Source organism: Tessaracoccus oleiagri, from assembly GCF_900103275.1.
GTDB classification, from domain to species: Bacteria; Actinomycetota; Actinomycetes; order Propionibacteriales; family Propionibacteriaceae; genus Arachnia; species Arachnia oleiagri.
Map to the genome: position 1 here is coordinate 204,233 of NZ_FNGP01000004.1, position 26,861 is coordinate 231,093.

Annotated in this window: 26 protein-coding genes, 2 tRNA genes and 1 pseudogene; 20 read left to right on the plus strand and 9 right to left on the minus strand. The window is 67.3% G+C overall.

Features of this window, described 5'->3' with window-relative positions:
* Positions 1–3: 3 nt before the first annotated feature.
* Positions 4–1,827: a DNA primase gene (gene dnaG, locus BLR46_RS11565; protein WP_093252341.1), complete on the plus strand. Its 1,824-nt coding sequence runs from the start codon at positions 4–6 to the stop codon at positions 1,825–1,827.
* Here the strand turns inward: dnaG and BLR46_RS11570 are convergent.
* Positions 1,811–2,548: a sigma-70 family RNA polymerase sigma factor gene (locus tag BLR46_RS11570; protein WP_176761759.1), complete on the minus strand. Its 738-nt coding sequence runs from the start codon at positions 2,546–2,548 to the stop codon at positions 1,811–1,813. The genes dnaG and BLR46_RS11570 overlap by 17 nt on opposite strands.
* Before the next feature lie 106 nt (positions 2,549–2,654).
* Between BLR46_RS11570 and BLR46_RS15105 the strand changes: the two genes are divergently transcribed.
* The 3 genes from BLR46_RS15105 to BLR46_RS11585 all read left to right on the plus strand — a co-directional run bounded on the left by BLR46_RS15105 (position 2,655) and on the right by BLR46_RS11585 (position 4,229).
* Positions 2,655–3,131, plus strand: coding sequence for a hypothetical protein (locus BLR46_RS15105; protein ID WP_176761760.1), 477 nt, complete (start codon positions 2,655–2,657; stop codon positions 3,129–3,131).
* Between the two features lie 51 nt (positions 3,132–3,182).
* Positions 3,183–3,258, plus strand: a tRNA-Asn gene (locus BLR46_RS11580).
* A 116-nt stretch (positions 3,259–3,374) separates the two neighbouring features.
* Complete coding sequence (locus BLR46_RS11585) at positions 3,375–4,229, plus strand: SDR family oxidoreductase (protein ID WP_093252350.1); 855 nt, start codon at positions 3,375–3,377, stop codon at positions 4,227–4,229.
* Positions 4,230–4,238: 9 nt separating this feature from the next.
* Here BLR46_RS11585 and BLR46_RS11590 read toward each other — a convergent pair whose 3' ends face one another.
* The 4 genes from BLR46_RS11590 to BLR46_RS11605 are packed head-to-tail and all read right to left on the minus strand — an operon-like array spanning position 4,239 to position 8,055.
* Positions 4,239–5,651, minus strand: coding sequence for an FAD-dependent oxidoreductase (locus tag BLR46_RS11590; RefSeq protein ID WP_093252353.1), 1,413 nt, complete (start codon positions 5,649–5,651; stop codon positions 4,239–4,241).
* A gap of 23 nt (positions 5,652–5,674) precedes the next feature.
* Positions 5,675–6,733, minus strand: coding sequence for a LacI family DNA-binding transcriptional regulator (locus tag BLR46_RS11595; RefSeq protein WP_093252367.1), 1,059 nt, complete (start codon positions 6,731–6,733; stop codon positions 5,675–5,677).
* A gap of 9 nt (positions 6,734–6,742) precedes the next feature.
* On the minus strand, positions 6,743–7,084 hold the full coding sequence (locus BLR46_RS11600) for a DUF6385 domain-containing protein (protein ID WP_093252369.1): 342 nt from the start codon (positions 7,082–7,084) through the stop codon (positions 6,743–6,745).
* Positions 7,085–7,086: 2 nt separating this feature from the next.
* The gene (locus BLR46_RS11605) at positions 7,087–8,055 is read right to left on the minus strand and encodes a DUF6772 family protein (protein ID WP_218118446.1); all 969 of its coding nucleotides are present in this window, start codon (positions 8,053–8,055) and stop codon (positions 7,087–7,089) included.
* A gap of 287 nt (positions 8,056–8,342) precedes the next feature.
* Here BLR46_RS11605 and BLR46_RS11610 point away from each other — a divergent pair, with 287 nt between their 5' ends.
* The 9 genes from BLR46_RS11610 (at position 8,343) to BLR46_RS11650 (ending at position 17,223) form a co-directional block, all read left to right on the plus strand.
* Positions 8,343–9,266, plus strand: a complete 924-nt coding sequence (locus tag BLR46_RS11610; protein ID WP_093252373.1) for an ABC transporter permease — start codon at positions 8,343–8,345, stop codon at positions 9,264–9,266.
* Positions 9,263–10,186, plus strand: a complete 924-nt coding sequence (locus BLR46_RS11615) for an ABC transporter permease (protein ID WP_218118447.1) — start codon at positions 9,263–9,265, stop codon at positions 10,184–10,186. The genes BLR46_RS11610 and BLR46_RS11615 overlap by 4 nt, the downstream gene beginning before the upstream one ends.
* A complete protein-coding gene (locus BLR46_RS11620) occupies positions 10,186–11,211 on the plus strand; it encodes an ABC transporter ATP-binding protein (RefSeq protein ID WP_093252376.1) in 1,026 nt (341 codons plus the stop codon). The genes BLR46_RS11615 and BLR46_RS11620 overlap by 1 nt, the downstream gene beginning before the upstream one ends.
* Positions 11,211–12,029 carry an ABC transporter ATP-binding protein gene (locus BLR46_RS11625; protein WP_093252379.1) on the plus strand — a complete coding sequence of 273 codons (819 nt, stop codon included), beginning with the start codon at positions 11,211–11,213 and terminating at the stop codon, positions 12,027–12,029. Before BLR46_RS11620 ends, BLR46_RS11625 begins: the two co-directional genes overlap by 1 nt.
* A gap of 88 nt (positions 12,030–12,117) precedes the next feature.
* Complete coding sequence (locus BLR46_RS11630) at positions 12,118–13,683, plus strand: ABC transporter substrate-binding protein (protein ID WP_093252381.1); 1,566 nt, start codon at positions 12,118–12,120, stop codon at positions 13,681–13,683.
* An 80-nt stretch (positions 13,684–13,763) separates the two neighbouring features.
* Positions 13,764–15,140 carry an FAD-dependent oxidoreductase gene (locus BLR46_RS11635; RefSeq protein ID WP_218118448.1) on the plus strand — a complete coding sequence of 459 codons (1,377 nt, stop codon included), beginning with the start codon at positions 13,764–13,766 and terminating at the stop codon, positions 15,138–15,140.
* A gap of 6 nt (positions 15,141–15,146) precedes the next feature.
* On the plus strand, positions 15,147–16,076 hold the full coding sequence (locus tag BLR46_RS11640; RefSeq protein ID WP_093252383.1) for a DUF6772 family protein: 930 nt from the start codon (positions 15,147–15,149) through the stop codon (positions 16,074–16,076).
* 10 nt (positions 16,077–16,086) lie between these two features.
* Positions 16,087–16,413: a hypothetical protein gene (locus BLR46_RS11645; protein WP_093252385.1), complete on the plus strand. Its 327-nt coding sequence runs from the start codon at positions 16,087–16,089 to the stop codon at positions 16,411–16,413.
* Between the two features lie 84 nt (positions 16,414–16,497).
* Positions 16,498–17,223: an SDR family oxidoreductase gene (locus BLR46_RS11650; RefSeq protein WP_093252389.1), complete on the plus strand. Its 726-nt coding sequence runs from the start codon at positions 16,498–16,500 to the stop codon at positions 17,221–17,223.
* Between the two features lie 87 nt (positions 17,224–17,310).
* On the opposite strand, the gene BLR46_RS11655 is transcribed toward BLR46_RS11650, so the two are convergent.
* Positions 17,311–18,696 (minus strand): alpha,alpha-trehalose-phosphate synthase (UDP-forming), encoded by a 1,386-nt coding sequence (locus tag BLR46_RS11655; protein ID WP_093252392.1) that lies wholly within the window; start codon positions 18,694–18,696, stop codon positions 17,311–17,313.
* 59 nt (positions 18,697–18,755) lie between these two features.
* Between BLR46_RS11655 and otsB the strand changes: the two genes are divergently transcribed.
* The gene (gene otsB, locus BLR46_RS11660; protein ID WP_093252395.1) at positions 18,756–19,556 is read left to right on the plus strand and encodes a trehalose-phosphatase; all 801 of its coding nucleotides are present in this window, start codon (positions 18,756–18,758) and stop codon (positions 19,554–19,556) included.
* Here otsB and BLR46_RS11665 read toward each other — a convergent pair.
* Positions 19,543–20,139, minus strand: a complete 597-nt coding sequence (locus tag BLR46_RS11665; protein WP_093252398.1) for a sugar O-acetyltransferase — start codon at positions 20,137–20,139, stop codon at positions 19,543–19,545. The two genes, otsB and BLR46_RS11665, sit on opposite strands and share 14 nt — an antisense overlap.
* Before the next feature lie 42 nt (positions 20,140–20,181).
* Between BLR46_RS11665 and BLR46_RS11670 the strand changes: the two genes are divergently transcribed.
* Positions 20,182–20,255, plus strand: a tRNA-Ile gene (locus tag BLR46_RS11670).
* A 77-nt stretch (positions 20,256–20,332) separates the two neighbouring features.
* On the opposite strand, the gene BLR46_RS11675 is transcribed toward BLR46_RS11670, so the two are convergent.
* Entirely contained in the window at positions 20,333–21,082 is a 750-nt protein-coding gene (locus tag BLR46_RS11675; RefSeq protein WP_176761761.1) for a Crp/Fnr family transcriptional regulator, read from the minus strand.
* 24 nt (positions 21,083–21,106) lie between these two features.
* Complete coding sequence (locus BLR46_RS11680; protein WP_143008288.1) at positions 21,107–21,931, minus strand: hypothetical protein; 825 nt, start codon at positions 21,929–21,931, stop codon at positions 21,107–21,109.
* 146 nt (positions 21,932–22,077) lie between these two features.
* Between BLR46_RS11680 and BLR46_RS11685 the strand changes: the two are divergent.
* From BLR46_RS11685 to BLR46_RS11705, 5 genes and pseudogenes are all read left to right on the plus strand, one after another.
* Positions 22,078–23,091 (plus strand): annotated as a pseudogene (locus tag BLR46_RS11685) (AAA family ATPase); the annotation flags it as partial.
* A gap of 5 nt (positions 23,092–23,096) precedes the next feature.
* The gene (locus BLR46_RS11690) at positions 23,097–24,140 is read left to right on the plus strand and encodes a DUF58 domain-containing protein (protein WP_093252405.1); all 1,044 of its coding nucleotides are present in this window, start codon (positions 23,097–23,099) and stop codon (positions 24,138–24,140) included.
* Complete coding sequence (locus tag BLR46_RS11695) at positions 24,141–25,109, plus strand: VWA domain-containing protein (protein ID WP_093252407.1); 969 nt, start codon at positions 24,141–24,143, stop codon at positions 25,107–25,109.
* Positions 25,097–26,071: a VWA domain-containing protein gene (locus BLR46_RS11700; RefSeq protein ID WP_425441396.1), complete on the plus strand. Its 975-nt coding sequence runs from the start codon at positions 25,097–25,099 to the stop codon at positions 26,069–26,071. Before BLR46_RS11695 ends, BLR46_RS11700 begins: the two co-directional genes overlap by 13 nt.
* The gene (locus BLR46_RS11705; RefSeq protein ID WP_093252409.1) at positions 26,062–26,748 is read left to right on the plus strand and encodes a YggS family pyridoxal phosphate-dependent enzyme; all 687 of its coding nucleotides are present in this window, start codon (positions 26,062–26,064) and stop codon (positions 26,746–26,748) included. The genes BLR46_RS11700 and BLR46_RS11705 overlap by 10 nt, the downstream gene beginning before the upstream one ends.
* The last annotated feature ends 113 nt before the right edge of the window (positions 26,749–26,861 follow it).

Below are 26,861 nucleotides of genomic sequence, written 5' to 3' on the forward strand. Positions count from 1 at the left end.
TTCGTGGCAGGACGGATCAGGGACGAGGACATCGCGAGGGTGCGCGAGCGGTCCCGGATCGACGAGATCGTCGGCGAGTACGTCATGCTCCGCAACGCGGGCGGCGGCTCCCTCAAGGGCCTGTGCCCGTTCCACGACGAGAAGACGCCCAGCTTCCAGGTGACCCCGTCGCGCGGCTTCTACTACTGCTTCGGCTGCGGGGAGGGTGGCGACGTCATCACGTTCCTCCAGCGGCAGCAGAACCTCACGTTCGTCGAGGCGGTGCAGACGCTGGCCGACCGCGTCGGCGTCGAGCTGGTGTTGGAGGACGACGGCCAGCCCGCGTCCAAGCCGGGGCTCCGCAAGCGGGTGCTCGAGGCCAACCAGGCCGCCGAGGACTTCTACGCCGCCCAGTTGGAGACTCCGGAGGCGCTCACCGCGCGCGTGTTCCTGGACGCCCGCGGCTTCACGCGTGAGCACGCACTCCACTTCCGTGTCGGCTACGCGCCGAAGCACGGACAGGCGCTGCGGCAGACGCTGCGGGCCAAGGGCTTCGACGACGAGGTGCTCAAGGCCGCAGGGCTGATCCGCGAGTTCGGCCGCGACTTCTTCACCGGCCGGTTGCTCTGGCCCATCCGCGACTCCGCCCAGTCGGTGCTCGGCTTCGGCGGCCGCCGGATCTACGACGACGACCGGCTGCCCGCGAAGTACATCAACACCCCCGAGACGCTCGTCTACAAGAAGTCGCACGTGCTCTACGGGCTCGACCTGGCGCGCAAGGAGATCGGCAAGCGCTCGCAGGCGGTCATCGTCGAGGGCTACACCGACGTCATGGCCGCCCACATCGCCGGCGTCGAGACCGCAGTGGCGTCCTGCGGCACCGCCTTCGGCGACGACCATGCGCGCGTCCTGCAGCGGCTGCTGGGGGCACAGGGCGGCCTCCACGGTGAGGTCATCTTCACCTTCGACGGGGACGCCGCCGGTCAGGCCGCCGCGCTCAAGGTGTTCAAGGGCGACCACAACTTCGTCGCCCAGACGTACGTGGCCGTCGAGCCGTCGGGTCTTGACCCCTGCGACCTGCGCATCCAGTCGGGCGACGCGGCGGTGCGGGAGCTCGTCGCGCGGCGCGTCCCGCTGTACCGGTTCGTGATGGAGAACATCGCCAAGAACTACGACCTCGACCGGGCGGAGGGCCGGGTCGGTGCGGCGCGGGAGGCGGGTGAGCTCGTCGCCTCCATCCGCGACCAGTCGCTGGTCAACCAGTATTTGCGCGACCTCGCACAGATCCTGGGCATGGACGTCGACGAGGTCCGCCAGGAGGTGCAGCACCGTCGCGGGCCGCGTGAGGCGCCCGCCCCGGAGCCGGAGCCGGTGGTGCAGACCACGGCCGACTGGCCCAGCCCCGACGACCGCGCGCTGCGGCTCGAGCGGGACACGCTCAAGCTGATGCTGCAGCACCCCGAGACGTTCGACGCGGACTGGAACGGCGTGCAGGCGACGGACTTCACCCACCCGGGTTACGCCGCGGTGATGCGGCTGATCCGGTCGGTGCCGCTGGCGGCGAACTGGGACGACGGGCTCCGCGCGGCCGCGCCGACCGAACTGACCCGCCAGCTCCTGATCTCACTGCTCGTGGAGCCGCTCCTGCGTGAGCCCGACGAGAACTATTCGCTCGTCCACTCGTCCCGGCTGCAGCTGGCGCGCGTCGCGCGGATCATCGGCGACCTGAAGTCCCGGCTGCAGCGCACCGACCCCACCAAGGACGAGACCGCCTACCGCGCGCAGTTCGCGGAGCTCACCCAACTTGAGATGGAGCGCAAGCGTCTCACGCTCATGAGCCTGGGCTGACCGGCGGCACGAGCGCCTCGCGGATCTGTTCCAGCGCCCGGCCCTCCCACCGCGACACCGTCGACCTCGAGACGCCGAAGTGGGCGGCGATCTCCTCCTGCTGGCGGACGGGGCCCCCGAAGCCGAAGCGCATGCGCAGCAGCGGGCGGTAGCGCTCCTCGGCGAGCTCCAGCAGTTCCACGCAGGAGTCGTCGACGCGCGCGAAGGGGTCGTCGGGATCCGGGAGGTTGAGGAGCACGTCGGAATCGACCTGCTGCGCGAGCGCGACACGGGCCCGGCGGCTGCTGATCGACGTGTCGCCGTCCTCCAGTTGCCGTCGTAGGCGACGGTGGTAGCGGGAGGAGCTCAGCCACACGCTCGGCGCCTCGGTGGCCCAGATGCGCCGGTTGATGTGTTCGTGGGCGAAGCTGGTCAAGCGGTAGCCGAGGGCGGGGTCGAAGCGGCGGATCGCGTCGAGCAGGCCCAGACACCCCTCCTGGAACAGGTCGTCGACGTCGTCGCCCCGGTGACGCGCGGCGTCGAGTGCCAGGCGCATCACGAGCCGCAGGTTCGCCTGCCAGAGGACCTGCTCCGCGACGCGGCCGCGGGCGACGACCAGGCGGAGGAGCGGGTGGGCGGGGGAGAGGAGCCGGAGGCGCTGCGCATCGCGGCCGGCGGCGACGAGGAGCCCAAGGGCTTGTTGTTGCATCAGGGTGAGCCTCAGCTCGGGAAAGTCGATCATGCCGCCACCACACCAGCCGGCGGGACCGACGCGCACCGGTCTGGCCTCGGCTGTGGGCAGTCGGGAACGGACAACACTATTTGTCCACATGCTGCAAGATGGCCCCATGGCTACGTACGACCCCGATCTGGCCGACGCGCTCGGTGGCAAACCCCGCATCCTGGCGGAGGCCAGCGGCCGCGACGTGCGGCTCGTCGGCACCGCCGAGCACTTGGCGGAGTTCCGCGACGGCGAATGGCACGTGCTCGGCTGGCACGAGGTCGAGCGCGGCAGTTGGCGGGGGGAGACGCAGACCTTCCGGTGGTGGGACATGGGCGGCGGCAAGCACACCGCGGTCCTCGACTCGGAGGGCAGCCTCCCCGAACTGGTGCAGGAGCGCGTCCAGGCGTCCACCGTCGCGACGTTCCACTACGACCTCGAGCCCGGGGAGCTGCGCCTCGTCGCGCGGCGGCCCCTGGACGGGTCCAACTCCGTGCGTTTCTACGCGGTCACCAGCGGCGGCGCCTCGCTCGAGGACGAGGCCACGAGGCAGTTCGTCGTGCAGGAGACCGACCGCATCAAGCGCGAGTACGGCATGGATTAGCGTCGCGAAAAACGGTCTGCTAAGGTTTCACCTTGCGTGGTCAGCCACCAATCCCTGGTAGCTCAATTGGCAGAGCATTCGACTGTTAATCGAAGGGTTACTGGTTCGAGTCCAGTCCGGGGAGCCACGAAGAAAAACCGCCCTGTCGCCAGGGCGGTTTTCGTTTCTCCGGGGAGTCGACCGAGGGTCACCGAGAAAGTTGCCGGCCCACGTCCTGACCCCGTGGCGGGCCAAGATGGTGCGATGGCAGCAGACCTCAGCAAGATCCCGTCCCAGCAGCAGGAGTGGCCCGGCCGGACCGCGGAACTCGATCCCCAGCCCGACCATGGGGAAACCTCTTGGGTCGGCCGCGGGCGGCTCACCGGCAAGCGCGCCCTCATCACCGGCGGTGACTCCGGAATCGGCCGCGCCGTTGCCGTCGCCTTCGCCAAGGAGGGCGCCGACGTCGTCATTGCGCACCTGCCGGAGGAGGAGGACGACGCCCGCGAGACCCTGGAGCTCGTGCGTGCGCAGGGGCGGCGGGCGGAAGCCGTGGCCTCCGACCTGCGTGACGCGCGGGCCAACCAGGAACTGGCTTCCAAGGCGGTGGAGTTCCTCGGCGGCGTCGACACGTTGGTGTGCAACGCGGCCTACCAGATGGCCCATGACGAGATCGACGAGTTCCCCGACCAGCAGGTCGTCCGGACCTTCGAGACGAACGTGTTCGGCCCGTTCTGGCTGATCAAGGCGCTCGAAGATCACCTGAAGGGCGGGTCGGTCACGATCACCACGTCGGTGCAGGCGTTCAGCCCGTCGGAACAACTCCTCGACTACGCCGCGACGAAGGCCGCGCTGAACAACCTCGCGGTCAACCTGGCCGCCGAGCTCGGGGCCCAGGGCACGCGGGTCAACGCGGTGGCGCCGGGCCCGATCTGGACGCCGCTGATCCCTGCGACCATGCCGCCCGAGAAGGTGGAGGGATTCGGCGCGGACACCCCGCTCGGCCGCGCCGGCCACCCGATCGAGGTGGCCGCTGCCTTCGTGTTCCTCGCGTCCGATGAAGCCAGCTATGTCTCAGGGACGGTGCTGGGCGTCACCGGGGGCAAGCCGATCTTCTGAGGGCCGGACTCATTGAGCCCGTGACTGGGCCCGGGGCTCTTGGAGGTCTTCAACGTCCACCAGTGCGCCCTGCTCCCGCAGTGAACGACGCAGTTCATGTGGGTCGATCGCCCGTGGTGCGAGGCTGTGGCGCGCGCTGAGGGCAGCCGCAACCCCCGCAGCCTGCCCTGTGGCGGTGCATGTGGCCCCCACCCGGATGCTGCCCAACGCCTCGCGATCTGCGGAGATGCAGCGGCCAGTGGCGAGCAGTCCGTCCGTGTTGGCCGGTACGAGAGCACGATAGGGGATCCCGAAGGGCGCTGGGACGAACATGACATGCGCACCTGCCGCCTCGCCAGTCGGGTGGACGTCGATGGGCCATGCGCCGATCGCTATCGAATCTTCCTGCCGTGCACCGCCGCGAACGTCCGCGCCGGTGAGAGTGGTGACGCCGAGTAGCCGGCGGGTCTCCCTGATGCCGATCGTCGGGCTGGTCTGCTGGAGCCGCGCGGCTGCAAAACCGGGAACGTTGTCGCGGAAGTACTCGAAGAGCGATCGCGCGTCTCTCCGCCCTTGCACTTCAGCACGGGTGAGATCGCGGTTGTCAGTGGCGTCGCCAACAATGCGGACAGCGTTGACCCACACTGTCTCCTTGTCCATACCTCCCCACCAAGGTCCCCCGAAGACGGGCAGTTCTCCTCGCTCTCGGGCTGCGCGCATCGCTTGTCGGTCGATGGGCACGTCGTATCGCGAAAGCTGCGAATCAATGAGTCCCTGGTCGTCCAGGTCGCTCGGTTCCGGACCCACACGGACATGCGCCGGGGCATTGGGGTCGATGCCGGGCAGCGTGCGAACAGGGCCGACGTACATGGGCATCGTCATCGGCTGCAGCGTCTGGCCCTTGACCCAGTCCTGACCGGACCGTGCGATGATGTCTCCGTTGCCGGTGGCGTCGACCGTGGCTGCCGCGAGGATGGCCTCGCGACCCTCACGAGTCTCGATGAGGCAGCCCTTCACCACATCCCCTTCGACAATGGGGTAAGTGGCGAGCACGTGGAGCAGGAAGTCAACTCCGGCTTCCTCGAGAAGCTCGTCGGCGACAAGCTTCATCACCTCAGGGTCGGAGCTGATCACCCAACCATCGTGGTCGGTGGCGCCGCCAGCGGCTGTAGCCCGGCGAAGCCACTCACCTCCAATGCCGTCGACTACCCGTACTCGGTCGGGTTGGAGCCACGAGTTGTAGCCCGCGAGCGTGGTGACGAGACCTTGAGTCCACATGCCGCCGAACCCGCCGCTCTCCTCCACGAGGAACGTCTTCGCCCCACTCCGCGCCGCGGCCACGGCGGCCGCGATACCGGATGGCCCGCCGCCAACCACCAGGACATCGACGTGAGCGATTATGGGGACCTGTCGTGCCGCTTCTGCGTAGTACGTTCCAGACATCCGGAAGCCCCTCGTTGCTCGGCTCAGTGATTGGTGGATGCTCGGTGGACGAGCTCGGGCGCCAAGTATTGCTCGACGACTTCGGCTGTGGCGCTGCCATCGATCAGTGCGAGCAGTCGGGAGGTCGCCCGCCGGGCCGTTTCCACGGCGGGCAGACGAAGCGTCGTGAGCGGCGGATCGAGGAAACGCGAGAATGGATAGTCCCCCCAGCCAATGACGAGCACATCCTCGGGCACGCGGATACGACGTTCACGAAGCGCAGCGTAGAGCCCTAGGGCGAAGTAGTCATTGCCGGCCAAGAAGGCATCGGGAGTCCGGCCGGTTTCGAGAAGGTCACGCGCGACCCGGTAGGCATCTTCGCCGCGCCACAGTGACGCGCCCCGACGAGTGCGGCGGGAGGGCACCATGGAGACCTGATCGGGATGGAACCGAAGGCCTTCGGCCTCGACTGCAGAGCGAAAGCCCTCGATGCGGTGCGCAACGGTGGAGATCTTGAGATCTTCCTCGATCAGTACGATGTCCTTGGCGCCCGACCGGAGCACGGTCTCCGTCGTCATCCGTCGGCCAGCCACGTTGTCCGTCGAGTACAGGTCGACTTGGAAGCCAGGGAGTTCCCGGGCCACCAGAACCAGGGGAATGTGGGCATTGACGACGGCGCTCCACGGATTTGTCGGTCCCTGCACCGGCACACCTATTATCCCGTCGACGCCCGCGCTCAGGGCAGTATTGACGGCCGTCCGCTCGCGCTCGGGATCCTCGTCGGACAACAGTAGAAGCAGGGTGTACCCGGCTGCGATTGCCTGGTTCTCGATCTCGCTGACGAGGTCGTTGAAGAATGGATTGGCGAGGTCGGTAAGGATGACTCCGATGGTCTTCCGAAGGCCGAGTACCAGCGAACGTGCGTGCACATTCGGCACGTAGCCGATCCGCTCCGCCTCGGCCTTGATCAAACGCCGGGTCTTCTCGCTCACTCCAGACTTGTCGTTGAGTGCACGGGAGACGGTGTTGACAGACAGTCCGACGGCATCGGCGACACTCTGCAGCGTCCGTCGGGGGCGTCCAGAATCACCAGCTTGCTCCATGCTGTCCAGCTACTCCTTGAGTTGGAGATAGATCCGAACCAGCGGGCGATCGTCGCCACTGATTTGGGTCGCGCGCAGACGTAGCCAGTGACCGAAGTTGGCCACCGGGATGGAGAGGAGCCCGACTGCCTCAGACTCCAGAGGCTCCGAGCTCTCGTGGTCGATCCAGTTGATTCCGTCCGGCGAAACCTGCGACTGGAAGGCGACCCGACTTCCGGGTGCCTCGGTCAGGAAATGGATGAACCACCGGGCCTCAGCGGCCCACGCGACTTCGAACGGCTCTGTCGCATGGGCGCCGTCGAGTTCAAAGCCGCGCTCGATGACCGCGCTCTGGGACTGTCGCATGCTCACGTTCACCAATCTGCCGAAATCACGACGGAGTCGAGGAAGAGGAAGTTGCGCACACCGCTCAGTGTGCGGACGGAGAAGTAGAAGTTCAGGAGGTTCTCCAGAGACTCGTACTTTTCCGCGTAGGGCGGCACAGGGACGTCTCGTAGGTCGATGGTCTGGTTGTTGAACTGGAGTTCCACGTTCGTGCGAGTCTCTGTGTCGATCAGGAACCGCAGGTAGTGCCAGTTGATCTTCGTGGGCACCTCGTTGTAGCAGGTTTCCACACGCTCGGTGTCGACGAACCGCCAGTCGTCCGGATTGGGTGCCGTGAAGTCCGCGGCGTACTCGTAATCGTGTCTTCCGACGTGGCGCTCGTGTGGCGTGGGCTCCGGTACGACTGGGTATGCCCAGCGCTGGACGAGATGTCCATCCCAATCGGTGTTCACGAACCGCATCACGTTGTGATACCTGACGCCGTCGGTGCAGAGGTCGGTCGCGACGGTGAAGGCACCGAACTGGGCTTCGGAGGGGTGGGAATTGGCATCCCACGTGATGTCCCCGTAGGTGTTGGCCTCTTCCTCGGTGCCCGAGAGATTCGCTTCCGTCTTCCAGGCGAGATGAGCCTCGATCTGCAATAGCCCGCGCCCGCTCATCGTCAGCCTGCGGATGGCCGTCGCAGTATGGCCTCGATGTGCCCGCGTCGCGAGCTTCATGGAGTAGGTGCCGCTCATGCCGCCGTGCGTCCCGACGTCGAAGAAGCTCGCGTTCGAGAGTTGCGGTGGCCGGAAGTCGCGGAAGTGCCGGTCCATCGATTCGAGGTCACCGCGGCCGTTGTAGTTCCCTCCCAGTTCTACCCACCCGTGGAGCCCGTTGTTGAAGTTGTCCACGCTCAACAACCTTGGGAGCGCGTTGTACTTCGACAGGACGACGTCGCTGCTCCGAATTGCGTCACGGAGGCCGTCGGCCAAGTGGGTGGTGTCGGTGCCGGGCACGGAGCTCCTCGTGTTCTCGCCGGGATCCGCCATGACCTCCGGATGCCGGCAACATTAACGTTACCGATCATCTTCGTCAAGAGGCGATCCTCATGCTTTAGGAGGATGCCGGCGCTGCTGGCCTTGACGGAGCTCATGTCCGGATCAACAAGCGGCTTCAGTATTTTTCGGCCGCAACTGTTGACATGAAGGTCCGGATGAGCGACTGTACATTAACGGTAATGTCAAGCGGAACTGAGGAATCCGAGACCGTTTCAGATCAACGTGGATCCTGTCCGGAGGTAAGAATGCTCGGTTTCGTCGCCCGGCGCCTGTTGCTGGCTGTGTTCGTGCTCTGGGGGGCGGTCACGGTCGTGTTCGTCGTGGTGCGCTTGGTCCCGGCCGACCCCGCGCTGCTGATGGCGGGTGAGACCGCGACGCCGGAGCAGCTCGCCGCGTTGCGTGCGGAGATGGGGCTCGATCAGCCGCTGATCGCGCAATACCTCCAGTACGTGGGTAACACCCTGACTGGCGACTTCGGCCGTTCCTACACGCAGTTCGTCCCGGCGATGGACCTCATCGCGCAGGTGCTCCCGAATACTGCGCTCCTGGCGCTCCTGGCCTGTCTGCTCGCCGTCGGCGTGAGTTTCCCGCTCGGCCTGCTCGCGGCCTTGCGCGTCAACCGCTTCAGCGATCGAGCAGTGACCACCCTGTCGCTGACGACACAGTCCCTTCCGGGATTCTGGATCGGGATCGTATTGATGCTGGTCTTTTCTCGACAACTGGGCTGGCTGCCCAGCGCCGGACTCGATTCCCCCCAGAGCCTCATCCTGCCCACCATCACCCTCGCGCTTCCCTTCATCGCGATCCTCACCCGCATGGTCCGTAGCGGACTGATCGAGGTGATGGGCGAAGGGTATATCACCACTGCTCGTTCGAAGGGGCTCAGCGAGCGTACGGTCATCTTCCCGCACGCGATCCGTAATGCGCTCATACCAGTGGTCACGCTCGTCGGTCTCGAGTTCGGCACGCTCCTCGGCGGCGCAGTGATCACCGAGACGGTGTTCAGCTTCCCCGGCATCGGGCGGCTTCTCGTCTTCTCCATCGGCGTCCGGGACTACGCGACGGTTCAGGCCTGCGTCGTCGTGATCGCCGTGGCCTTCGTGCTGGTCAACCTCTTCGTCGATCTGCTCTACGGCTTCCTTGACCCGAGGGTGAGGAACTCGCGATGACCGCAGCCCTGCCGCCCATGATCACGACGACGCCGATCGCCACGCCGACAACCGCCACCCAGACCATGCAGCGTGCGCGACGCGCTCGGCGCGGGGTCAAGATACGCATCACCGTGCCGATCATCATCATCGGGCTCTACGTCATCGGTGCGATCACCGTTCCGGTCATCTACGGGTTCGACCCGCTCCGCACAGAGCTCGTCGATCGGCTCAAACCGCCGGGCACGACCCTCAGCAACGGCTCCATTGCTTTCCTCGGCACCGACCAGATCGGCCAGGACCTCTTCGCACAGATGATGATGGGCGCGCGCGTCTCGCTTGCGGTGGGTGCGAGCACATTGATCTTCGCAGGGCTGGCTGGAGTCACCGTGGGTCTCCTGGCGGGACACTTCGGCGGCTGGATGGACACCGTTCTGATGAGGATCGCGGATGTTCAACTCGCCTTCCCCGCGATCCTGTTGGCGATCCTGCTGGCCTCCGTGCTCGGACAAGGTCTGACGAACATCATCATCGTCCTCTCCATAGCGAATTGGGTCGTCTTCGCCCGAGTCACCCGCAGCCAGGTGCTCGCGCTGAAGAACCGCGAGTTCGTGGAAGCGGGCCGTGCGCTCGGCGCCGGGCACTTCCACCTGATCGTGCGGACGCTGCTTCCCGGCTGTGTGGCCCCCATCCTGGTCGTGGCGACGGTCGAGTTCGGGCACGTGATCCTCGCTGAGGCGGCGCTGTCCTTCCTCGGCGTCGGTGTGCCGATCGGTGTGCCCAGCCTCGGCAGCACGATTCAAGCAGGCACCGCCTACCTCACGTCGGCGTGGTGGATATCCACCTTGCCCGGCATTGCGCTGGCCGGTCTGGTCCTCGCCACGGGCGTTCTGGGCGATGCCCTGCGCGACTTCTATGACCCGACGCTGCGGGGTGCCTGATGACCGAGCCCGCGACCGCGCGCGTGGATTCGCTCGAGGGCGATCCGCCGCTGCTGAGGGTGGAAGGGCTCGAGGTGGAGTTCTCGACCTCGGCGGGAGTCTTGCGTGCGCTCGACGGGGTGAGCTTCGAAGTGCGAGCCGGTGAGACCTTGGCCATCCTGGGGGAGTCGGGGTCCGGCAAATCGGTCACGGCCCAAGCTGTCATGGCGCTACTCCCGCAGCCCGCCGGGTCGATCGTTGGAGGGCGCATCTGGTACGGCGGACGGGACATCGCCGCCGAACCGGTCAAGCAGGTCCGTAAGCTCTGCGCGACGGAGATCGCGATGATCTTCCAGGATCCGCTCAGCTCCCTGAACCCAGTGTTCCGCGTCGGTGACCAGGTCGCCGAGCCGTTCCGGCGACGCCGGGGCATGGACAAGAGGCAAGCGTTGGGGAAGGCACTAGAACTGTTGAAGCGTGTGGGCATCCCCAACGCAGAAACCCGGATCCGCGACTACCCGCACCAGTTCTCCGGTGGGCAACGACAGCGCATCATGATCGCGATGGCGATAGCACTGAAGCCGAGGTTGCTGATCGCGGATGAGCCGACCACCGCCCTGGATGTGACGGTGCAGGCACAAATCATGGACCTGCTCGCGGACCTCCAAGCGGAGACAGGGATGGGATTGATCCTGATCAGCCATGACCTCGGGGTTGTGGCGGACGTGGCGCAACGCGCGGCGATCATGTACGCCGGCCGGGTGGTGGAGACCGGATCCATCCGGGAGATCTACGATCATCCCGCCCACCCGTATCCGAAGGGTCTGCTGGAGTCGATCCCCAGCGAGGGGGCACGCGGCCAGCGGCTGACGCCGATCAGCGGGTCGCCGCCGAACCTCTTGGCAGTGCCAAGTGGCTGTCCCTTCCACCCTCGCTGCGAGTTCGCGATCGACGTGTGTCGAACGGACGTCCCGATGCTGCGTCGGCCCGAAGGTTGGGAAGCCGGGCACGAAGCGGCATGTCACCGCTCCGAGGAGGTGCTTTGATGGCCGACTCCACACCTCTGCTGAAGGTGCGCAATCTTCGTGTCGCCTACCCGATCCGTTCGTCGGTCCTCATGCGGCACATCGGAGACAACGTCGCGGTGAGCGATGTGAGCTTCGACCTCCACCAAGGTGAGACGGTCGGGTTGGTCGGGGAGTCCGGATCCGGGAAGTCGACAATCGCTCGCACAATCATCGGTCTCGTAAAGGCCAGCGACGGCTCAATCGAGTTCGAAGGCAAGGACATCGCCCGCGCCTCATGGCGCCAGCTCAAGAGCATCCGACGCGAGATGCAGATGGTCTTCCAAGATCCGTACGCCTCCCTCAATCCACGCCTGACCGTTCGGGACATCATCGCCGAGGCGTGGCGTGTGCACCCTGGCGTCGTGCCCCGCGGGGCGTGGACCTCCGAAGCGAAGGCGCTCATGGATCGCGTAGGGCTCAACCCCGACTACTCAGATCGTTACCCGCATCAATTCTCGGGGGGCCAACGTCAACGCATCGGCATCGCGCGCGCACTCGCGCTCAGGCCCAAACTCATCGTCTGCGACGAGGCCGTCAGCGCGCTGGACGTCTCGGTGCAGGCACAGGTCCTCAACCTGCTGGAGGATCTGCAAGCCGACCTGGATCTGTCGTACCTCTTCATCTCGCATGACCTCTCAGTCATAGAGCACCTCTGTGATCGTGTCCTCGTCCTCAACCGAGGCGTCGTCGTCGAACAAGGCACAGTCGATCAGCTCTTCGACAACCCCCAGGACGATTACACCAAGCGTCTGCTGGCCGCGGTGCCGGTGGTACGACCCTGGCTGGAGCCCACATGAGCCCATCAGCCCCAAAGTGTTCACTGGCGCCCGGAGGACTTCAGCGTGACACACCCATCTCAGTACGAAGCGATCGAAGGAGAACGCAATGAGATCCATCCGCACAAGGCTGATGAAGGCCGCTGCAGCAGCCCTCATGGTCGGTCTAGCACTCACGGCCTGTTCCGGGAGCAGCGAGACTGATCCTCCGGAAGGGGAAGCCGGCGCTGCCCTGCCCGACGACCAGCAGAACCTCACCTTCGTCCCCAACTATGGCTGGGCCGGCTCCGACATCTCGAAGGCTCCCCTGGAGATCGGGATGAACATCGCTCTCAAGCAGACACTCGAGCCGCTGGTGACCCTCGACAATGAGGCCCAGCCCCAACCCCACCTTGCGGAATCATGGGAGTGGACGACTCCCACCACCCTGGAAATCAAGATCCGCGAAGGCGTCACCTTCAGCGACGGAACACCCTTGGTTTCGGGGGACGTCAAGGGGACGCTTGAACGCTACCTGGCCCAAAAACAGGCACTGCACGCAGTGCTCTCGATCATCACCGGCATCGAAGCGCCGGACGACTCCACCGTGATCCTGACGACCAGCGCGCCCACCGGCACTTTGGTCGGGGTGCTCTCACTCGTGCTCATCGGCAAGGGGGAGTTCTCGCACGCCGAGGCCACCGCCGAAGATGACGAATACTGGGCACGTCCCATCGGCACGGGGCCCTTCGTGATCACTGACTACGTCCCCAACGATCTCTTCAAGTTCGAGCGCAACGACTCGTACTGGGGTGAGAAGGCCAAGCTCAAGACGCTGACGATGAAGCAGATCACCGATGCCAACGGCAAGCTGACCGCGCTCTCGAACAATCAGGCCCAAGCTGTACAGAATGTGTCCTACGACCAGTTCGAAACGGTCGAAGCGATTCCTGACGTGACGCTCGAGCAGTTCGAGTCCCTCAGTTACTACTTCGTGTGGTTCATGAACGACAGGGCCCCGTTGGACAACCCTGACGTGCGCAGGGCGATGTGGATGGCGCTTGACCTCCCGACGATCGTGGAGAGTCTTTATGGCGAGAGCCGGGAGGTCATGGACTCGTTCTGCCCAGCGGCCGCCTTCGGCTGTGTGCCGGCCGAGAACATGCCGACCTACGATCCGGAGGGCGCCAAGAAGCTTCTGGCAGACGCCGGGTACCCCGATGGGTTCACGGTCGACATCATCTTCAGCCTCGCGAACGCGACCGACAACGCTCTAGCGCAGGCGCTCATCTCGGGTTGGAAGGACATCGGCGTGACGGTCGAGCCGCGCGGCCTGGATGCCGCGTCCTGGTTGGCTGCCTTCACAGGAATGGACTGGTACATGGACTTCCAGCCGAACCAGACTCCTACCGGCGACGCGGACTACACGCTCAACCGCCTGTACAGCTGCGCCGCAGCACGCTTGGGTTACTGCAATCCTGAACTCGATGCGTTGATGACCCAAGCCCAGCAAGAGAGTGATCCCGAGGTTCGCCTTGATCTGTACCAGCAAGTGGTCAACATCATGGCCGAGGACACTCCGGCGATTCCGCTCTTCTCGACCAAGGTCAACGTAGCCTACCGCGACAACGTGCAGGGGCTGACCGTTCCGCCGACCGAGTTCATCAACTTCAGCACGGTTTACCTCACCGAGTAGGTCAACCGTGTCTCGTGTGGCGGGTCGGTTCCCGGCCCGCCCACACCAGACCGAGCGTGCTCACGTGATCGAGTCAAGAGGTGTTCCAATCAGAGAGGCAGACCTTGTTCGTAACCGAACCCGCGCGGGCCACGCCTGTACTCGGTGACTACGACGTGATCGTCTGCGGCGGAGGGCCAGCGGGGATCATCGCGGCGACGGCGGCGGCACGCAACGGTGCCCGGACGTTACTGATCGAGCGCTACGGTTTTGTGGGCGGCATGGCGACGAGCGCACTCGTGACGCCGATCTCGGAGTTCCGTCACAACGGTCGCCAACACGTCGGGGGCATTCCCTTGGAACTCATGACGCGTGCGTCACGCCTCGGTGGCGCAGATCTGGGGCGTGACAGCGGCAACTGGCCCGTCAACGACGAGCTGATGAAGCTCGCAGCGCAGCGACTGCTGCTCGAGAGTGGCGTCACACTGCTCTACCACTCCTGGCTCTCCGACGCCGTGGTGGAGGACGGGCGGGTCACGCATGCCGTCGTCCAGAACAAGACAGGAAGGGTTGCCTACGGCGCCTGCGTGTTCGTCGACTGCACAGGGGACGCCGACTTGGTGCGCGCCGCTGGCCTGCCCACCGTGAAGACCGATGTCCTCCAACCCGCCTCGCTCTGGTTCCAACTCGGGGGAGTCGATACGGATGCACTGCAGCACCTGTTCGGCGACGCGGAAGGCGGGGTGCTTCCCGTTTCCGAAACCATCCGCAATCGCCTCGCCGAACTCCACAGGGAAGGGGAGATCCCGGTCTTCGGGGGCCCGTGGATCAACTGGTTCTTCCACGACGGCATGGTCAGCATCAACCTGCTGCGCGAAGGCACGGACGCGAGCGACGCGGAGTGGTTCACGCGCACCGAATGCAGCCTGCGCGAGAAGCTCCACCAGATCATCGAGGTGCTGCGGCGAGAGTTTCCCGAGTTCAAGGATGCATGGCTTGCGAAGTCGGGCATTCAGACCGGAGTGCGTGAGACGCATCACATCGTGGGAGAGACCACGCTCACACGCGACGACATCCTCAACCCGAAAGCCTTCCCGGACACCGTCGCCAAGGGGGCGCACGTGATCGACATTCACGAGGCGGATTCCATCGACCAGACGCAGCTTGAGTTCGTCGTTCCCCGGCGGGCGTACAACGTGCCGCTGGGCTGCCTGGTGCCGAGGGGGAGCGTCAACGTCATCACCGCGGGTCGGTGCCTGAGCGCGGACGGACCCGGATTCGGCTCTGCGCGGGTCATGGCCACCTGCATGGCGATGGGACAGGGCGCGGGCACCGCAGCGGCTCTTGCTTCTGCGACGCAGGACAAACGAGTTGTCGACGTCGATCTGGCACTTCTGCGAGAGCGACTCATCTCGCAGGGGGCCATCGTGGACTTCGACGACGTGAACAAAAGGCCAAGTACCGCAAACGACAGGTGAGGACCCATGGACAAACACATCAGCTATGAACGGGACCTTGAACGATTCAACCCCCTCGCACGAGTGATTACCTATGACGACTTCGACCGCGGATTCAATGGCTGGTTGGACCTCACGCCGAATTTCGTCTACGACAACTACGAGTCCTTCGAGTCGGTGGTCGACCTCACCAGTTGGGCGCCCGCGATGCTCAGCTCCGCGGCGATGCGATTCGGCGCCTCACACGGTTCCATGGAAGGCACCTACTCCCTCAAGCTGACGACCGCTCCCAACGCTGCACCGCACACCGAGCCGCCGGCCCCCGGGAGCATGGGCCTCGTCATCAAGCGGCTTTCGCGATTCGGTGATCCGTCAAAGATCCAGATCGAGGCCTGGTACTCGTACAGTCCGGCGCAGGACCGAGTGGGGCTCGGCGAGGAGGACATCCGTGCGTTCGGGTTCTTCTTCGACGTACAGGACAGTGAACACCGCTACATGCCCGGCGTGCGTTACGTGAACGCGCTGGGTGGGAAGCCGGTGAAGCGCTGGCAGTATTACCGCGTCTCCGAAGGCGTGACGCAGAAGGACTGGAACTTCGGAATCGAGGACGGCTGGTGCAAGGTCGGGATCGACAACCAGTGGTACGGGCGTCGGTACGAAGACGGCTCGGGCGACGGATACCAGTGGTTGCCGGGTGGTGAGCAGGACCTGCTCTACAACGAGAGCCCGGACAAACTCAACTGGCTCTACCTGCGCCTCACGGTTGACGTCGACAAGCGCGAGTACATCGAACTGCAGTCGATGGACCGAATCTTCAACATGAGGGGGCTCGCCCCGACATTGCAGGATCGCTACAAGTCGATCGACAACCTGATCAACCCGGTGTTCTTCGTCGAGACCGACACCGACAGATCCGTTCACCTGTTTCTCGATTCCGTCGTTTACTCGACCGAGTGAAAGGACCGACATGCTGACCACAAACACCTCTGTCCTCACCAGGCGGGTCCGGATCGACGATGACTACGTCACGCTGCCCTACGAAGCTGGATGGGCCAGCGAGGCCGTGTTTTTCGTGCAGGTCGAGGGCGCCCATCCCGATCTCCGTCTCACTGCAGAGGTCTCGCCGGACGGCATCAACTGGCTGCCGCGTGGTGCTTCCGTCGTCATGGCAGAGTCCGTCGCGATGGCCGAGGTCCCGATGATGAACTTCGGCAATTGGCTGCGGCTGACCATCATCGGGGCAACCGCCGCCGCCGGCGCCCGAGTGCTCGTCCATCTGAACCTCAAGGGCTGATCACCAGCCGACCGCATCCGTCGCAGAGCCACTTCTGGGCTCTCGGCGCTGGCACTCAACCGATTCCCAGTGGAAGGGTCAACAATGGGACACCTCACAGACAAATTCGCCGTCATCACCGGCGCAGCATCGGGGATCGGCCTCGCCTGCGCGCGCACACTGATCGACGCAGGTGCCACCGTCGCGCTGGTGGACCGCGACGAGGACGCACTCGGCGCTCGTTGCACCGAGCTGGGGGAGCGTGCTGTGCCGTTCGTCACGGAACTTCTCAACCCTGCCGACGTGGACGCACTACCCGTGCGCGTGGTGCAGGAGTTCGGGGCCTTGGACATTGTGCACGCCAACGCGGGAATCTACATCGGTGGCGACGTCTCGGAGGGAGATCCGGACGCCTGGGATCGGCTCATGGACCTCAACGTGAAATCCGTGTTTCGCCTGGTCAGAGCTTCGCTGCCGCACATGATCCAGCGGCGAACGGGCGATGTGGTGTTCACCAGCTCGGTGGCGGGCGTCGTGCCGGTGGTTTGGGAACCTGTGTACACGGCGTCGAAGTTCGCAGTGCAGGCATTCCTGCACACCTCGCGTCGTCAAATGTCCAAGCACGGCATCCGCATGGGGGCGGTGCTGCCCGGACCCGTCCGCACCGCGCTGGTCGACGACTGGCCGCCAGCCAAGCTCGCGGACGCACTGGCCAACGGCAGCTTGATGGACCCGCAGGAGGTGGCCGATGCGGTGTTGTTCATGCTGACGCGCCCCCGGAACGTCGTCGTGCGCGATCTGGTGCTGTTGCCCAACTCCGTGGATCTTTGACGCCGGACCGGTGGACGAATCCCACAGCACGGATGGACGTGGGGCGGATGCACCGTGTCTTGGCGCGGTTCTCGCCTTCCCCAGGACTCAGACCGAGGCCAGGTCGCCGAGGAAGTTGTCGGCCCAACGGTCGATCGTGTGGGTGCTCACCTGCTTCTTCAGGGCGCGCATCCGCTTCGACCGCTCGCGGTAGGGGTCGTTCAGGGCGCGCATGAACACGCCCTTCATCCCGTCGAGGTCGTAGGGGTTGACGCTGTACGCCTGGCGAAGCTCGCGGGCGGCGCCGGCGAACTCGCTGAGCACCAGGGCCCCGCCGTTGCCCGGGTGGCAGGCGACGTACTCCTTGGCGACGAGGTTCATCCCGTCGCGCAAGGGGGTGACGAGCATCACGTCGGCGATGCGGTACATCGCGGCCATGGTGCGGCGCGGGAACCCCTTGTGCAGGTACACGATCGGCGGGTGGCCGACGGAGCCCATCTCCGAGTTGATGCGGCCGACGAGCAGGTCGATGTCGTCGCGCAGCCGCATGTACTCGCCGACCCGCTCCCGCGAAGGAGTCGCCACCTGCAGGTAGACGGTCTCGGTCGGGTCCAGCTTGCCCTCGTGGAACAGCTCGCCCATGGCCCGGATCCGCTGGCGCAGGCCCTTGGTGTAGTCGAGCCGGTCGACGCCCAGGAAGATGCGCTTCGGGTTGCCCAGGTCCGCGAGCAGTTGCTCGGACTCGGCGATGGTCTCGGGCTCCTCGGCCAGCGCCGCGAAGCCGGCCGTGTCGATGGAGATGGGGTAGGCGCGGGCCACGCACGAGTGCGAGTCGCTGACGCGAACCCGCCCCTGCTCGACCGGGTGCGGGGTGCGGTTGCGCACCAGGCGGAGGAAGTTCTGCGCGCCCCCGGCCACCTGGAAGCCGACGAGGTCCGCGCCCAGCAGGCCCTCGATGATGTCGGTGCGCCACGGAAGCTGGGAGAACAGTTCGGTGGGCGGGAAGGGAATGTGGAGGAAGAACCCGATCCGGAGGTCGGGCCGCAGTTCTCGGAGCAACCGAGGCACCAGCTGCAGCTGGTAGTCCTGGACCCAGACGGTGGCGCCCTCGTCGGCGACCGCGGCGGCCGCCTCCGCGAACCGCCGGTTGACGTGCTGGTACGCCAGCCACCACTCGCGGTGGAACTCGGGGAACGCGACGGTGTCGTGGTAGAGCGGCCAGAGGGTGGCGTTCGAGAAGCCCTCGTAGTACTCCTCGTGCTCCTGTGAGCTGAGCGCGACCGGTACGATGTCGTACCCGTCGTGGTGGAAGCCGTCGATCTCCTCGTCGGGCGCGCCGTGCCACCCGACCCAGGCTCCGCCGTGGGAGCGCATGACCGGTTCGAGCGCCGTCACGAGGCCGCCCGGGGAGGTTCTCCAACTCACCTCACCGGACTCGTCCGTCACCCGATCGACGGGCAGACGGTTGGCGACGACGACGAAAGAAGCGGTCATTGATCCTCCTGGAGTTTCTCCCACCCTACTAAACGGGGCATTCGTGGCAGGGTGGGAACATGGACGCGATCGGAACCGACCACGAGAACCTCTTCCTGACGGCCGCCCTCGAGACCCCGGAGCGGGTCCTGGTGGCGCTGGACTTCGACGGCACGCTCTCGGACGTCGTCGACGATCCCGACACCGCGTACGTCCATCCGGAGGCGCGGCGCGCGGTGGCCGACCTCGTCGGCCGCATCGGCCACGTCGCGATCATCACGGGGCGCCCGGTCGACCAGGTGCGCCGGCTCGGGCGCTTCGACGACGAGGTGCTCGGTCGGCTGGTGATCCTCGGCCAGTACGGCGCCGAACGGCTCGACGCGACCGGCCGGCACGTCCCCGAGCCCCCGCAGGCCGTCCGCGACGCCATCGCGGCGCTGGGGCCTCTCGCCGACGAGTTCCCCGGCCTCTTCATCGAGGACAAGTCCCACGCGGTGGGCGTGCACACGCGCCGGGCCGCGGCGGGGACCTTGGAGCGGGTGCGGGACCGGGTGCTCGAGGTGGCCGAACGCTTCGGGCTGGAGGTCGAGCCCGGCAAGGAGGTGCTCGAGCTGCGCACCCACCGCGGCACCAAGGGCGACGCGCTGACCGCGCTCGTCGAGGAGACGGGCGCCACAGCGGTCGCGATGGTGGGCGACGACCTCGGCGACGTGCCGGCCTTCGACGTCGTGGCGGAACTGCAGCGACGGGGCCGGCCCGGCCTCGTCGTCGTGTCCGGCTCGGACGAGCGACCCGAGCTCGTGGCGAGGGCCGACGTGCTCTGCGAGGGGCCGGCCGGCGTCGCCCGCTGGCTGGACTCCGTCGGCGTCACAACTCCTTGACGACGCGGGCCGGGTTGCCCACCACCACCACGTTCGCCGGGACGTCCTTCGTGACGACCGCACCCCCACCCACCACCGAGTTGTCGCCGATGGTGACGCCGGGCATCACCGTCACGTTGCCGCCGATCCAGACGTTGGACCCGATGCTGATGGGGTCTGCCGCCTCGAGCTTCGCGCGTCGCGGTTCGGGGTCGAGCGGGTGGACCGGGGTGAGCAGCTGCACGCCCGGGCCGAGCAGGGTGTCGTCGCCGATCGTGATGTCGACCACGTCGAGGGCCACCAGACCGAAGTTCACGAAGACGCGCTCGCCGAGGTGGAGGTGCACCCCGTAGTCCACCCGGAGCGGGGGCCGCACCTCGGAGCCCTGGCCGAGGGAGCCGAGCAGTTGCGCGAGTACGTCGTGGGCGGCGGCGGGATCGTCGGGCCACAGGCGCTCGTACTGGGCGGACAGCTGCTGGGCCCGCATGGTCAGTCGGGCAAGTTCGGGGTCGTCGGCGACGTACCAGTCGGATTCCCGCATGCGCTGGAGCTGCGAGCGTCCGTCGTCGGCGAGTGGGAAGGAGGGATGCGGATCGCGTGCCATGCCCGCCAGCGTAGGACTATGGCTAGAATTCGCTGGGTCAGCGGGGCGTTAGCTCAGCCGGTCAGAGCAGGGGACTCATAATCCCTGGGTCGCGGGTTCGAGCCCCGCACGCCCCACGTTGATACCCCCGGTAGTAATCGGACCTCGAGAGCGCTCGTCGTGCGGCTGCAGGGGCACGTCGAGTGCGCCATGCCTAGGAGCCGGCGCGCAGCCGTCGCAGCTCGGGCAGGTTCATGATCGCCACCCAGCGGCGGCCGGAGTCGATGATGCCCGCTTTCTTCCACGCGCTGAGCTGACGGCTGACAGACTCCGTCGCGGCGCCGGCCATCGCGGCCAGGTCTTCGCGCCCGATCGGGATCTGGAGCAGCACGCCGCCCTCCCACTTCCGGCCGACCTTCGCGCCCAGCGATAGCAGGATGGCGGCCAGGCGCTGCTGCAGGGCCGCCCCCGACAGCATGTGCACGGAGGTCTGCGACTGCGCGAGCCGGTCCGCGAGGACCCGGACCGTGCCGAGCGCGACGGCGGGATGGTCCCGCATGACGCGGGCGTAGTCGTCGGAACCCAGCGACAGCAGGCAGCCCCCGGTCATGGCCCACGCGGATTCGACGTGCCGGTCGTAGCCGAGTTCGGGGATGGCGCCGAGGAAGTCGCCCTTGGTCCGGACGCCCAGCATGGTCTCCCGACCGTCGGGCGCGTCGCGGGTGGTCTTGACGATCCCGTGGGCGACGAAGTACACGCGGTCCGCGGGCTCCCCGCGGAGGTAGACTGCCTCACCCTCGCTGATCGCGCGGGCGCCGCACCTGGACTCGACATCGGCCACCTGCTCGGGTGAGAGTTCGCGGAACATCTCCACCGAGGCGATGGCCTCGCGGCGCACCTGGAGCGAGCACTCGTGCGGGGTCACCAGCGGCAGGTCGAGCGGCACGACGCGACGTTCGGTCATGGCCCCCATCCTCGCATCGGCGGCTCAGAGGCGACGGTTGGGGCTGGGCGAACCGCCCTCGCCCTCCTCGTCGCCGGTCTGCTCCATGGTGGGCGTGAAGGACTCGTCGGGCGTGGCGCCCCCGCCGTCGGAGGGTGAGCCCGAGGTCGGCGATCCGCTGCCGCCGCCCGACTCCGTGGCCTCGCTCGGGATCGGGGGAGGTGGGGACACCAGCGGCGCGTTCTGGAAGATGAGGATCGCGAGCAGCAGGCCCAGCGCGGTGAGGAGCAGCATCAGCAGCCAGGAGACCAGGATGCTGATCCAGCCCGCGCGGTCCCGGCGGCCGGGCCAGGACAGGGGCCAGACGCGCGTGGCGCCGCGCTCGCCGCGGTGGATCCAGTGCAGCCGGTAGTCGGGGCCGGCGGGCCGGCCGAGCGGGGGAGTGGTGAGGAGATCGACCGCGTGCAACACGCGGGCCGCCTCGGCGACCGCCTGCCGGGTGCCGTCGAAGGCCAGCGCCGCCCAGGGCGCCGGGGGGGCGAGGTGCGCGAGCTGGGGGTCGTCGTTTGCGGGGCGGAACCGGATCTTCATCCTGCCCTCGTCCTGTCCCTCGCCGCCGCGCGCGACGACGGTGTCGACGTGCATGGCGTTGATCTCGCCCGAGAAGCGGGATCGCGCGGCCGGGTCCTGCGCCGCGCCCTCGTTCAGCAGCAGCAGCATGACCGCGTCGCCGCCGTCCTCGTGCGCGGCGTAGGCGACGCCGGCGGGCGACTCGACCAGTCGGGAGTCGAGCCAGAAGGTGCCCACGCGCGTGGGGTCCTCGTCCGTGAGCGGCTGATGGCCCCGGAACAGCTCGTCTTCCTCGTTCATCACCCCCATCTCACCACACTTCACAAGCACGGGGCGTCCGGTTGGGGCTCGCGGTATCGTGGCTCCAGTCGGACCCTGAACAAGGAGTACAGCGCGTGAGCAATACGCCAGCTGAGCCGAGCGCTCTGCCCCAGACCGTCGGTGACGCAGCGAAGCTGCTCGGCATGGCGATCAGCCAGGTCCAGCGGGTCATCGTCGGCCAGGAGCACATGGTGCAGCAGCTGATGGTCTCGCTCCTCGCCAAGGGCCACTGCCTCCTCGAGGGCGTCCCGGGCGTCGCGAAGACGCTGGCCGTGCGGAGCTTCGCCGATGTGGTGGGCGGCGACTTCGCCCGCATCCAGTTCACCCCGGACCTGGTGCCCTCCGACATCGTCGGCACCCGGATCTACTCGGCGCAGTCGGAGACCTTCGACATCGAGCTCGGGCCGGTGTTCGTCAACTTCGTCCTCGCCGACGAGATCAACCGCGCGCCCGCCAAGGTGCAGTCCGCGATGCTCGAGCTCATGGCCGAGAAGCAGGTCTCCATCGGCGGCAAGACCTACCCGGCCCCGAAGCCCTTCATCGTGATCGCGACGCAGAACCCCGTCGAGTCCGAGGGTGTCTACCCCCTGCCCGAGGCGCAGCGCGACCGCTTCCTGCTCAAGGTCGACGTCCCCTATCCGCGCGGCAACGAGGAGCTCGACATCCTCCGTCGGATGTCCGTCACCCCGCCCACGGCGCAGCGCGTGCTGGGTCCCGAGGTCGTGCGGCACCTCCAGGACATGGCGTCGAACGTGTTCGTCCACAACCTCGTCGCCGAGTACATCGTGCGGCTCGTGCTCGCCACCCGTGAGCCGTCGGACTTCGGCATGCCCGACCTCGAGTCGGTGATCCAGATCGGCTGCTCGCCGCGCGCGACGCTCGGCCTCGTCGCCGCCGCAAGGGCGCTCGCGCTCATCAACGGACGCGACTACGTGCTGCCCACCGACGTGCAGGCCGTGGCCCGCGACGTAATGGCTCACCGACTCGTGCTCGGCTTCGACGCGGTCGCCGACAACGTCAACCCGCTCGACGTGGTGGAGCGGATCGTCGCCATGGTCCCGGCGCCCACCCCCGTGTGGAACGACCAGCAGCGAGCGGCCGCCCGCGACCAGCACGCCCACGAGCCCGGACGCCGCTGACGGCCGTGGCCTTCCCGCAGTTCCAGGCCCCGCAGGACGTGGGTGCGGCCACGTCGGTGCTCAGGGTGCCGACGGGTCCGTCGATCCCGCTCAACAGGCTGGCGCCCGAGGCGGCGCTGCGTCGGCTCGAGCTCACGATCGTGCGCCGGCTCGAGGGCTTCCTGCAGGGCGACCACATGGGGCTGCTGCCCGGGCCGGGCACCGACACCAACGACGCCCGTGTCTACCAGCCGGGCCAGGACGACGTGCGCAAGATGGACTGGGCGGTCACCGCCCGCACCACCGTCCCGCACGTCCGCGACACCATGGCCGACCGCGAGCTCGAGATCTGGGCCCTGCTGGACGTGACGCCCTCGATGAACTGGGGCACCGCCGGCATCACCAAGCGGGATCTCGGCATCGCCGCCATCGCCACGATCGGTTTCCTGAGCCAACGGATGGGTGACCGCTTCGGGGGCCTCCTGATGAAGCCCGACGAGGTGAAGCGGACCCCCGCGCGCAGCGGCCGCACGGCGCTGTACGGGATGCTGCGGAAGATGCTCGAGGAGCCGATCGTCCCCGACAACGTGGAGACGAAATACGAGCTCGCCGAGGGGATCGAGCAGCTGGCCCGTCTGCAGCGCCGGCGCGGGATGCGCGTCGTGGTGTCCGACTTCCTCACTCCCGGCGAGGCGGAGCTCGACCCCAGCGTGCCGCCTCCGTGGGAGCGGTCCATCCGACGACTCGCCGTCCGCAACCAGGTGCTGTGCATAGAGGTGCTCGACGCGGCGGAGATGGACTTCCCCGACGTCGGCGAGATGTTGATCCGCGACCCCGAGACGAACTTCGCCCGCTACGTCAACACCTCCGACGACGCCGCCCGCGACCGGATGAACGCGGCGACCCAGGCGCAGCGCGAGCGCGTGAAGATCGCGATCCGGCGCGCGGGCGCCGGGCACATCCAGCTGCGCACCGACCGCGACTGGGTGACCGACATCGCCCGGTTCGTGCTGAACTACCGGCGCACGGCCTCGTTCCTGCACAAGCCGCCGCAGGGGGTGAGCAAGTAGGTGTTCGACTGGTTGCCCGAGTTCCTGTCCCCGCAGCGGTTGTGGTCCCTGCTGGCCCTGCCGCTGCTCATCGTCGTCTACCTGGTGCTGCTGCGGCTGAAGAAGCGGGTCTCGCTGAGGTTCACCAACACCGGCGTCCTGAACCGCGTGGTCGGCGGCCAGCGCCGCTGGACCCGGCACGTCGCCGTCGCGATGGCGCTCGCCTCGTTGGTCGCGCTGGCGCTCGCCTGGGCGCAGCCGCTCGGCACGGAGATGGAGCGCCGGGAACGCGCGACGGTCATCATGGTGGTCGACACGTCGCAGTCGATGCAGGCCACCGACGTGGAGCCGAGCCGGCTGGAGGCGGCGAAGTCGGAGGCGCAGTTGTTCATCAACGAGCTGCCGGAGAGCTACAACGTCGCGCTCGTCGCGCTGAACGGTGCCCCCTCCGTGCGGATGCCTCCCTCCACGGACCGCGGCGCGCTCAGCCGCGCGCTCGGCGCCCTGCAACTCGCCGACGGAACCGCCATCGGAGGCGCCATCGACGAGGCGCTCGGCGCGATCGCGCTCGCGCCGCCACCGGCCGACGGCGAGGAGCCGGCCCCGGCGATGATCGTGCTCCTCTCGGACGGGAGCAACACCGACGGCGCGGACCCGGCCCAGGCCGTGGCGCGCGCCGCCGAGGAGGAGGTCCCGATCCACACGATCGCCTTCGGCACCGAGAACGGCTATGTCGACATCGACGGGAAGCGGGAGAGCGTCGCGCCCGACTTCGCCGCGCTGCAACAGATCTCCGAGGCGACGGGCGGCCGGGCCGAGACGGCCGACAGCGCAGAGTCGCTGCGGGACGCCTACCAGGACCTCGAGAGCACCTTCGGCTACGAGGAAGTGAAGAAGCCCATCACCGCGCAGTACGCGTTCGCGGCGCTGGGGTTCGCGATCATCGCCGCGCTCGGCGCCGTGATGATGGCGGCGAGGTGGCCCAAGTGACCGATTTCGCGCTCGACTTCATGTACCCCAGCCGGCTCTGGGCGCTGCTGGTCATCCCCGGTATCGCGGCGATCTACCTGCTGCTGGCGTCGCGGGCGCAGAGCCGCCGTCGCCGGCCGCACGACCGCCTGCGGCTCGTCGTCCCGAAGGACCCGGCGTGGAAGCGCCACGGTGCCGTGCTGCTGGCGCTGCTCAGTGTCGCCTCGCTGATCGTGGCGTGGGCCGTGCCGATGGACTACGCGAACCAGCCACGCGACCGGGCGACGGTCGTCGTCGCGATCGACGTGTCCTGGTCGATGGAGGCGGAGGACATCGAGCCCAACCGTCTCGAGGCGGCGAAGGACTCGGCGAAACAGTTCATCGCCACCCTGCCGCCGGGCTTCAACGTCGCCGTCGTCACCTTCGCGGGCACCGCCCAGCTCGCCGTGCCGCCGACCGTGGACCGCGGCGCCGCCGAGCGGGCCATCGACGCACTGCGCCTCGCGCCCTCGACGGCCATCGGCGAGGGGATCTACGCGTCCCTCGATTCCTTGGCGCTCGTGCCGCCGGACCCCGACGACCCGGAGCGGGGCGCGCCGGCGGTCATCGTCCTCCTCTCTGACGGGGCCACCAACATGGGCCGCTCGTCGGCCGGTGCCGCGCAGGCGGCCGCCGACCGCGGCGTGCCGGTGCACACCATCGCCTACGGCACCGACTCGGGCTACGTCGTGGACGACATGGGGCAGCGCCAGCGCGTGCCGGTGGACCACTACGAGCTCAACGAGATCGCGCGCATCTCGGGCGGCACGAAGTACGCCGCGGAGTCCGCGGGCGAGCTGCGCCAGACCTACGAGGCCATCGGGGAGTCGGTGGGCTACGAACGGGTGCCGGCCGAGGTCACCGACCGCTACGCCGGACTGGCCCTCGTCTTCGCGGTGCTGGCGGCGCTCGGCGTCATCTCGCTGGGGGCGCGATGGCCGTGATCGAGGCGCTGCACGCTGTGCAGGCTCGCATCGCCGACGCGGCAAGGCGGGCCGAGCGGGACCCGTCGGAGATCAGGCTCCTGCCGGTGTCCAAGTTCCACCCCGTGTCCGCGATCGCCGAGGTGATGGGCGCGGGGCTCACGCTGTTCGGGGAGAACCGGCTGCAGGAGCTTGCTGAGAAGAAGCAGCAACTGCCCGACGCGCGCTTCGCCATGATCGGCAACGTCCAGCGCAACAAGGCCAAGCTGGTCGTCGAGTACGCCGACGAACTGCACTCGCTCGACTCGCTCTCCCTCGCCGCGACGCTCGACCGCCGCCTCACCGAGGCGGGGCGCCGGCTACCCGTCCTGGTCCAGGTGAACACCTCCGACGAGCCGCAGAAGTCCGGCATCGCGCCCGGTGAGGCTGTGGAGTTCGCCACGGCGCTCCGCGAGTTCCGGGCGCTCGACGTGCGGGGCCTGATGACGATGGCCATCAACTCGCCCGACGAGGAACGCGTCGCCGCGTGTTTCCGCCGCCTGCGCGACGTCCAGGCGGACCTCAGTGCGAAGGTGCCCGAGTTGCGGTGGGACGAGTTGAGCATGGGGATGTCCGGCGACTTCGAACTCGCCATCGCCCACGGCTCCACCATGGTCCGGGTCGGCACCGCGATCTTCGGCGCCCGCCCCGCCGCGTGACTTCCTGATCGCCTCGCGCGAAGAGCTCGCAGAAGCCGACATAGTCGCGTTCACCTGCGTTGGGTCTGATCCACCCGCCAACGTCGGCGGGTGAATCGCACCGGAGGCAGGTG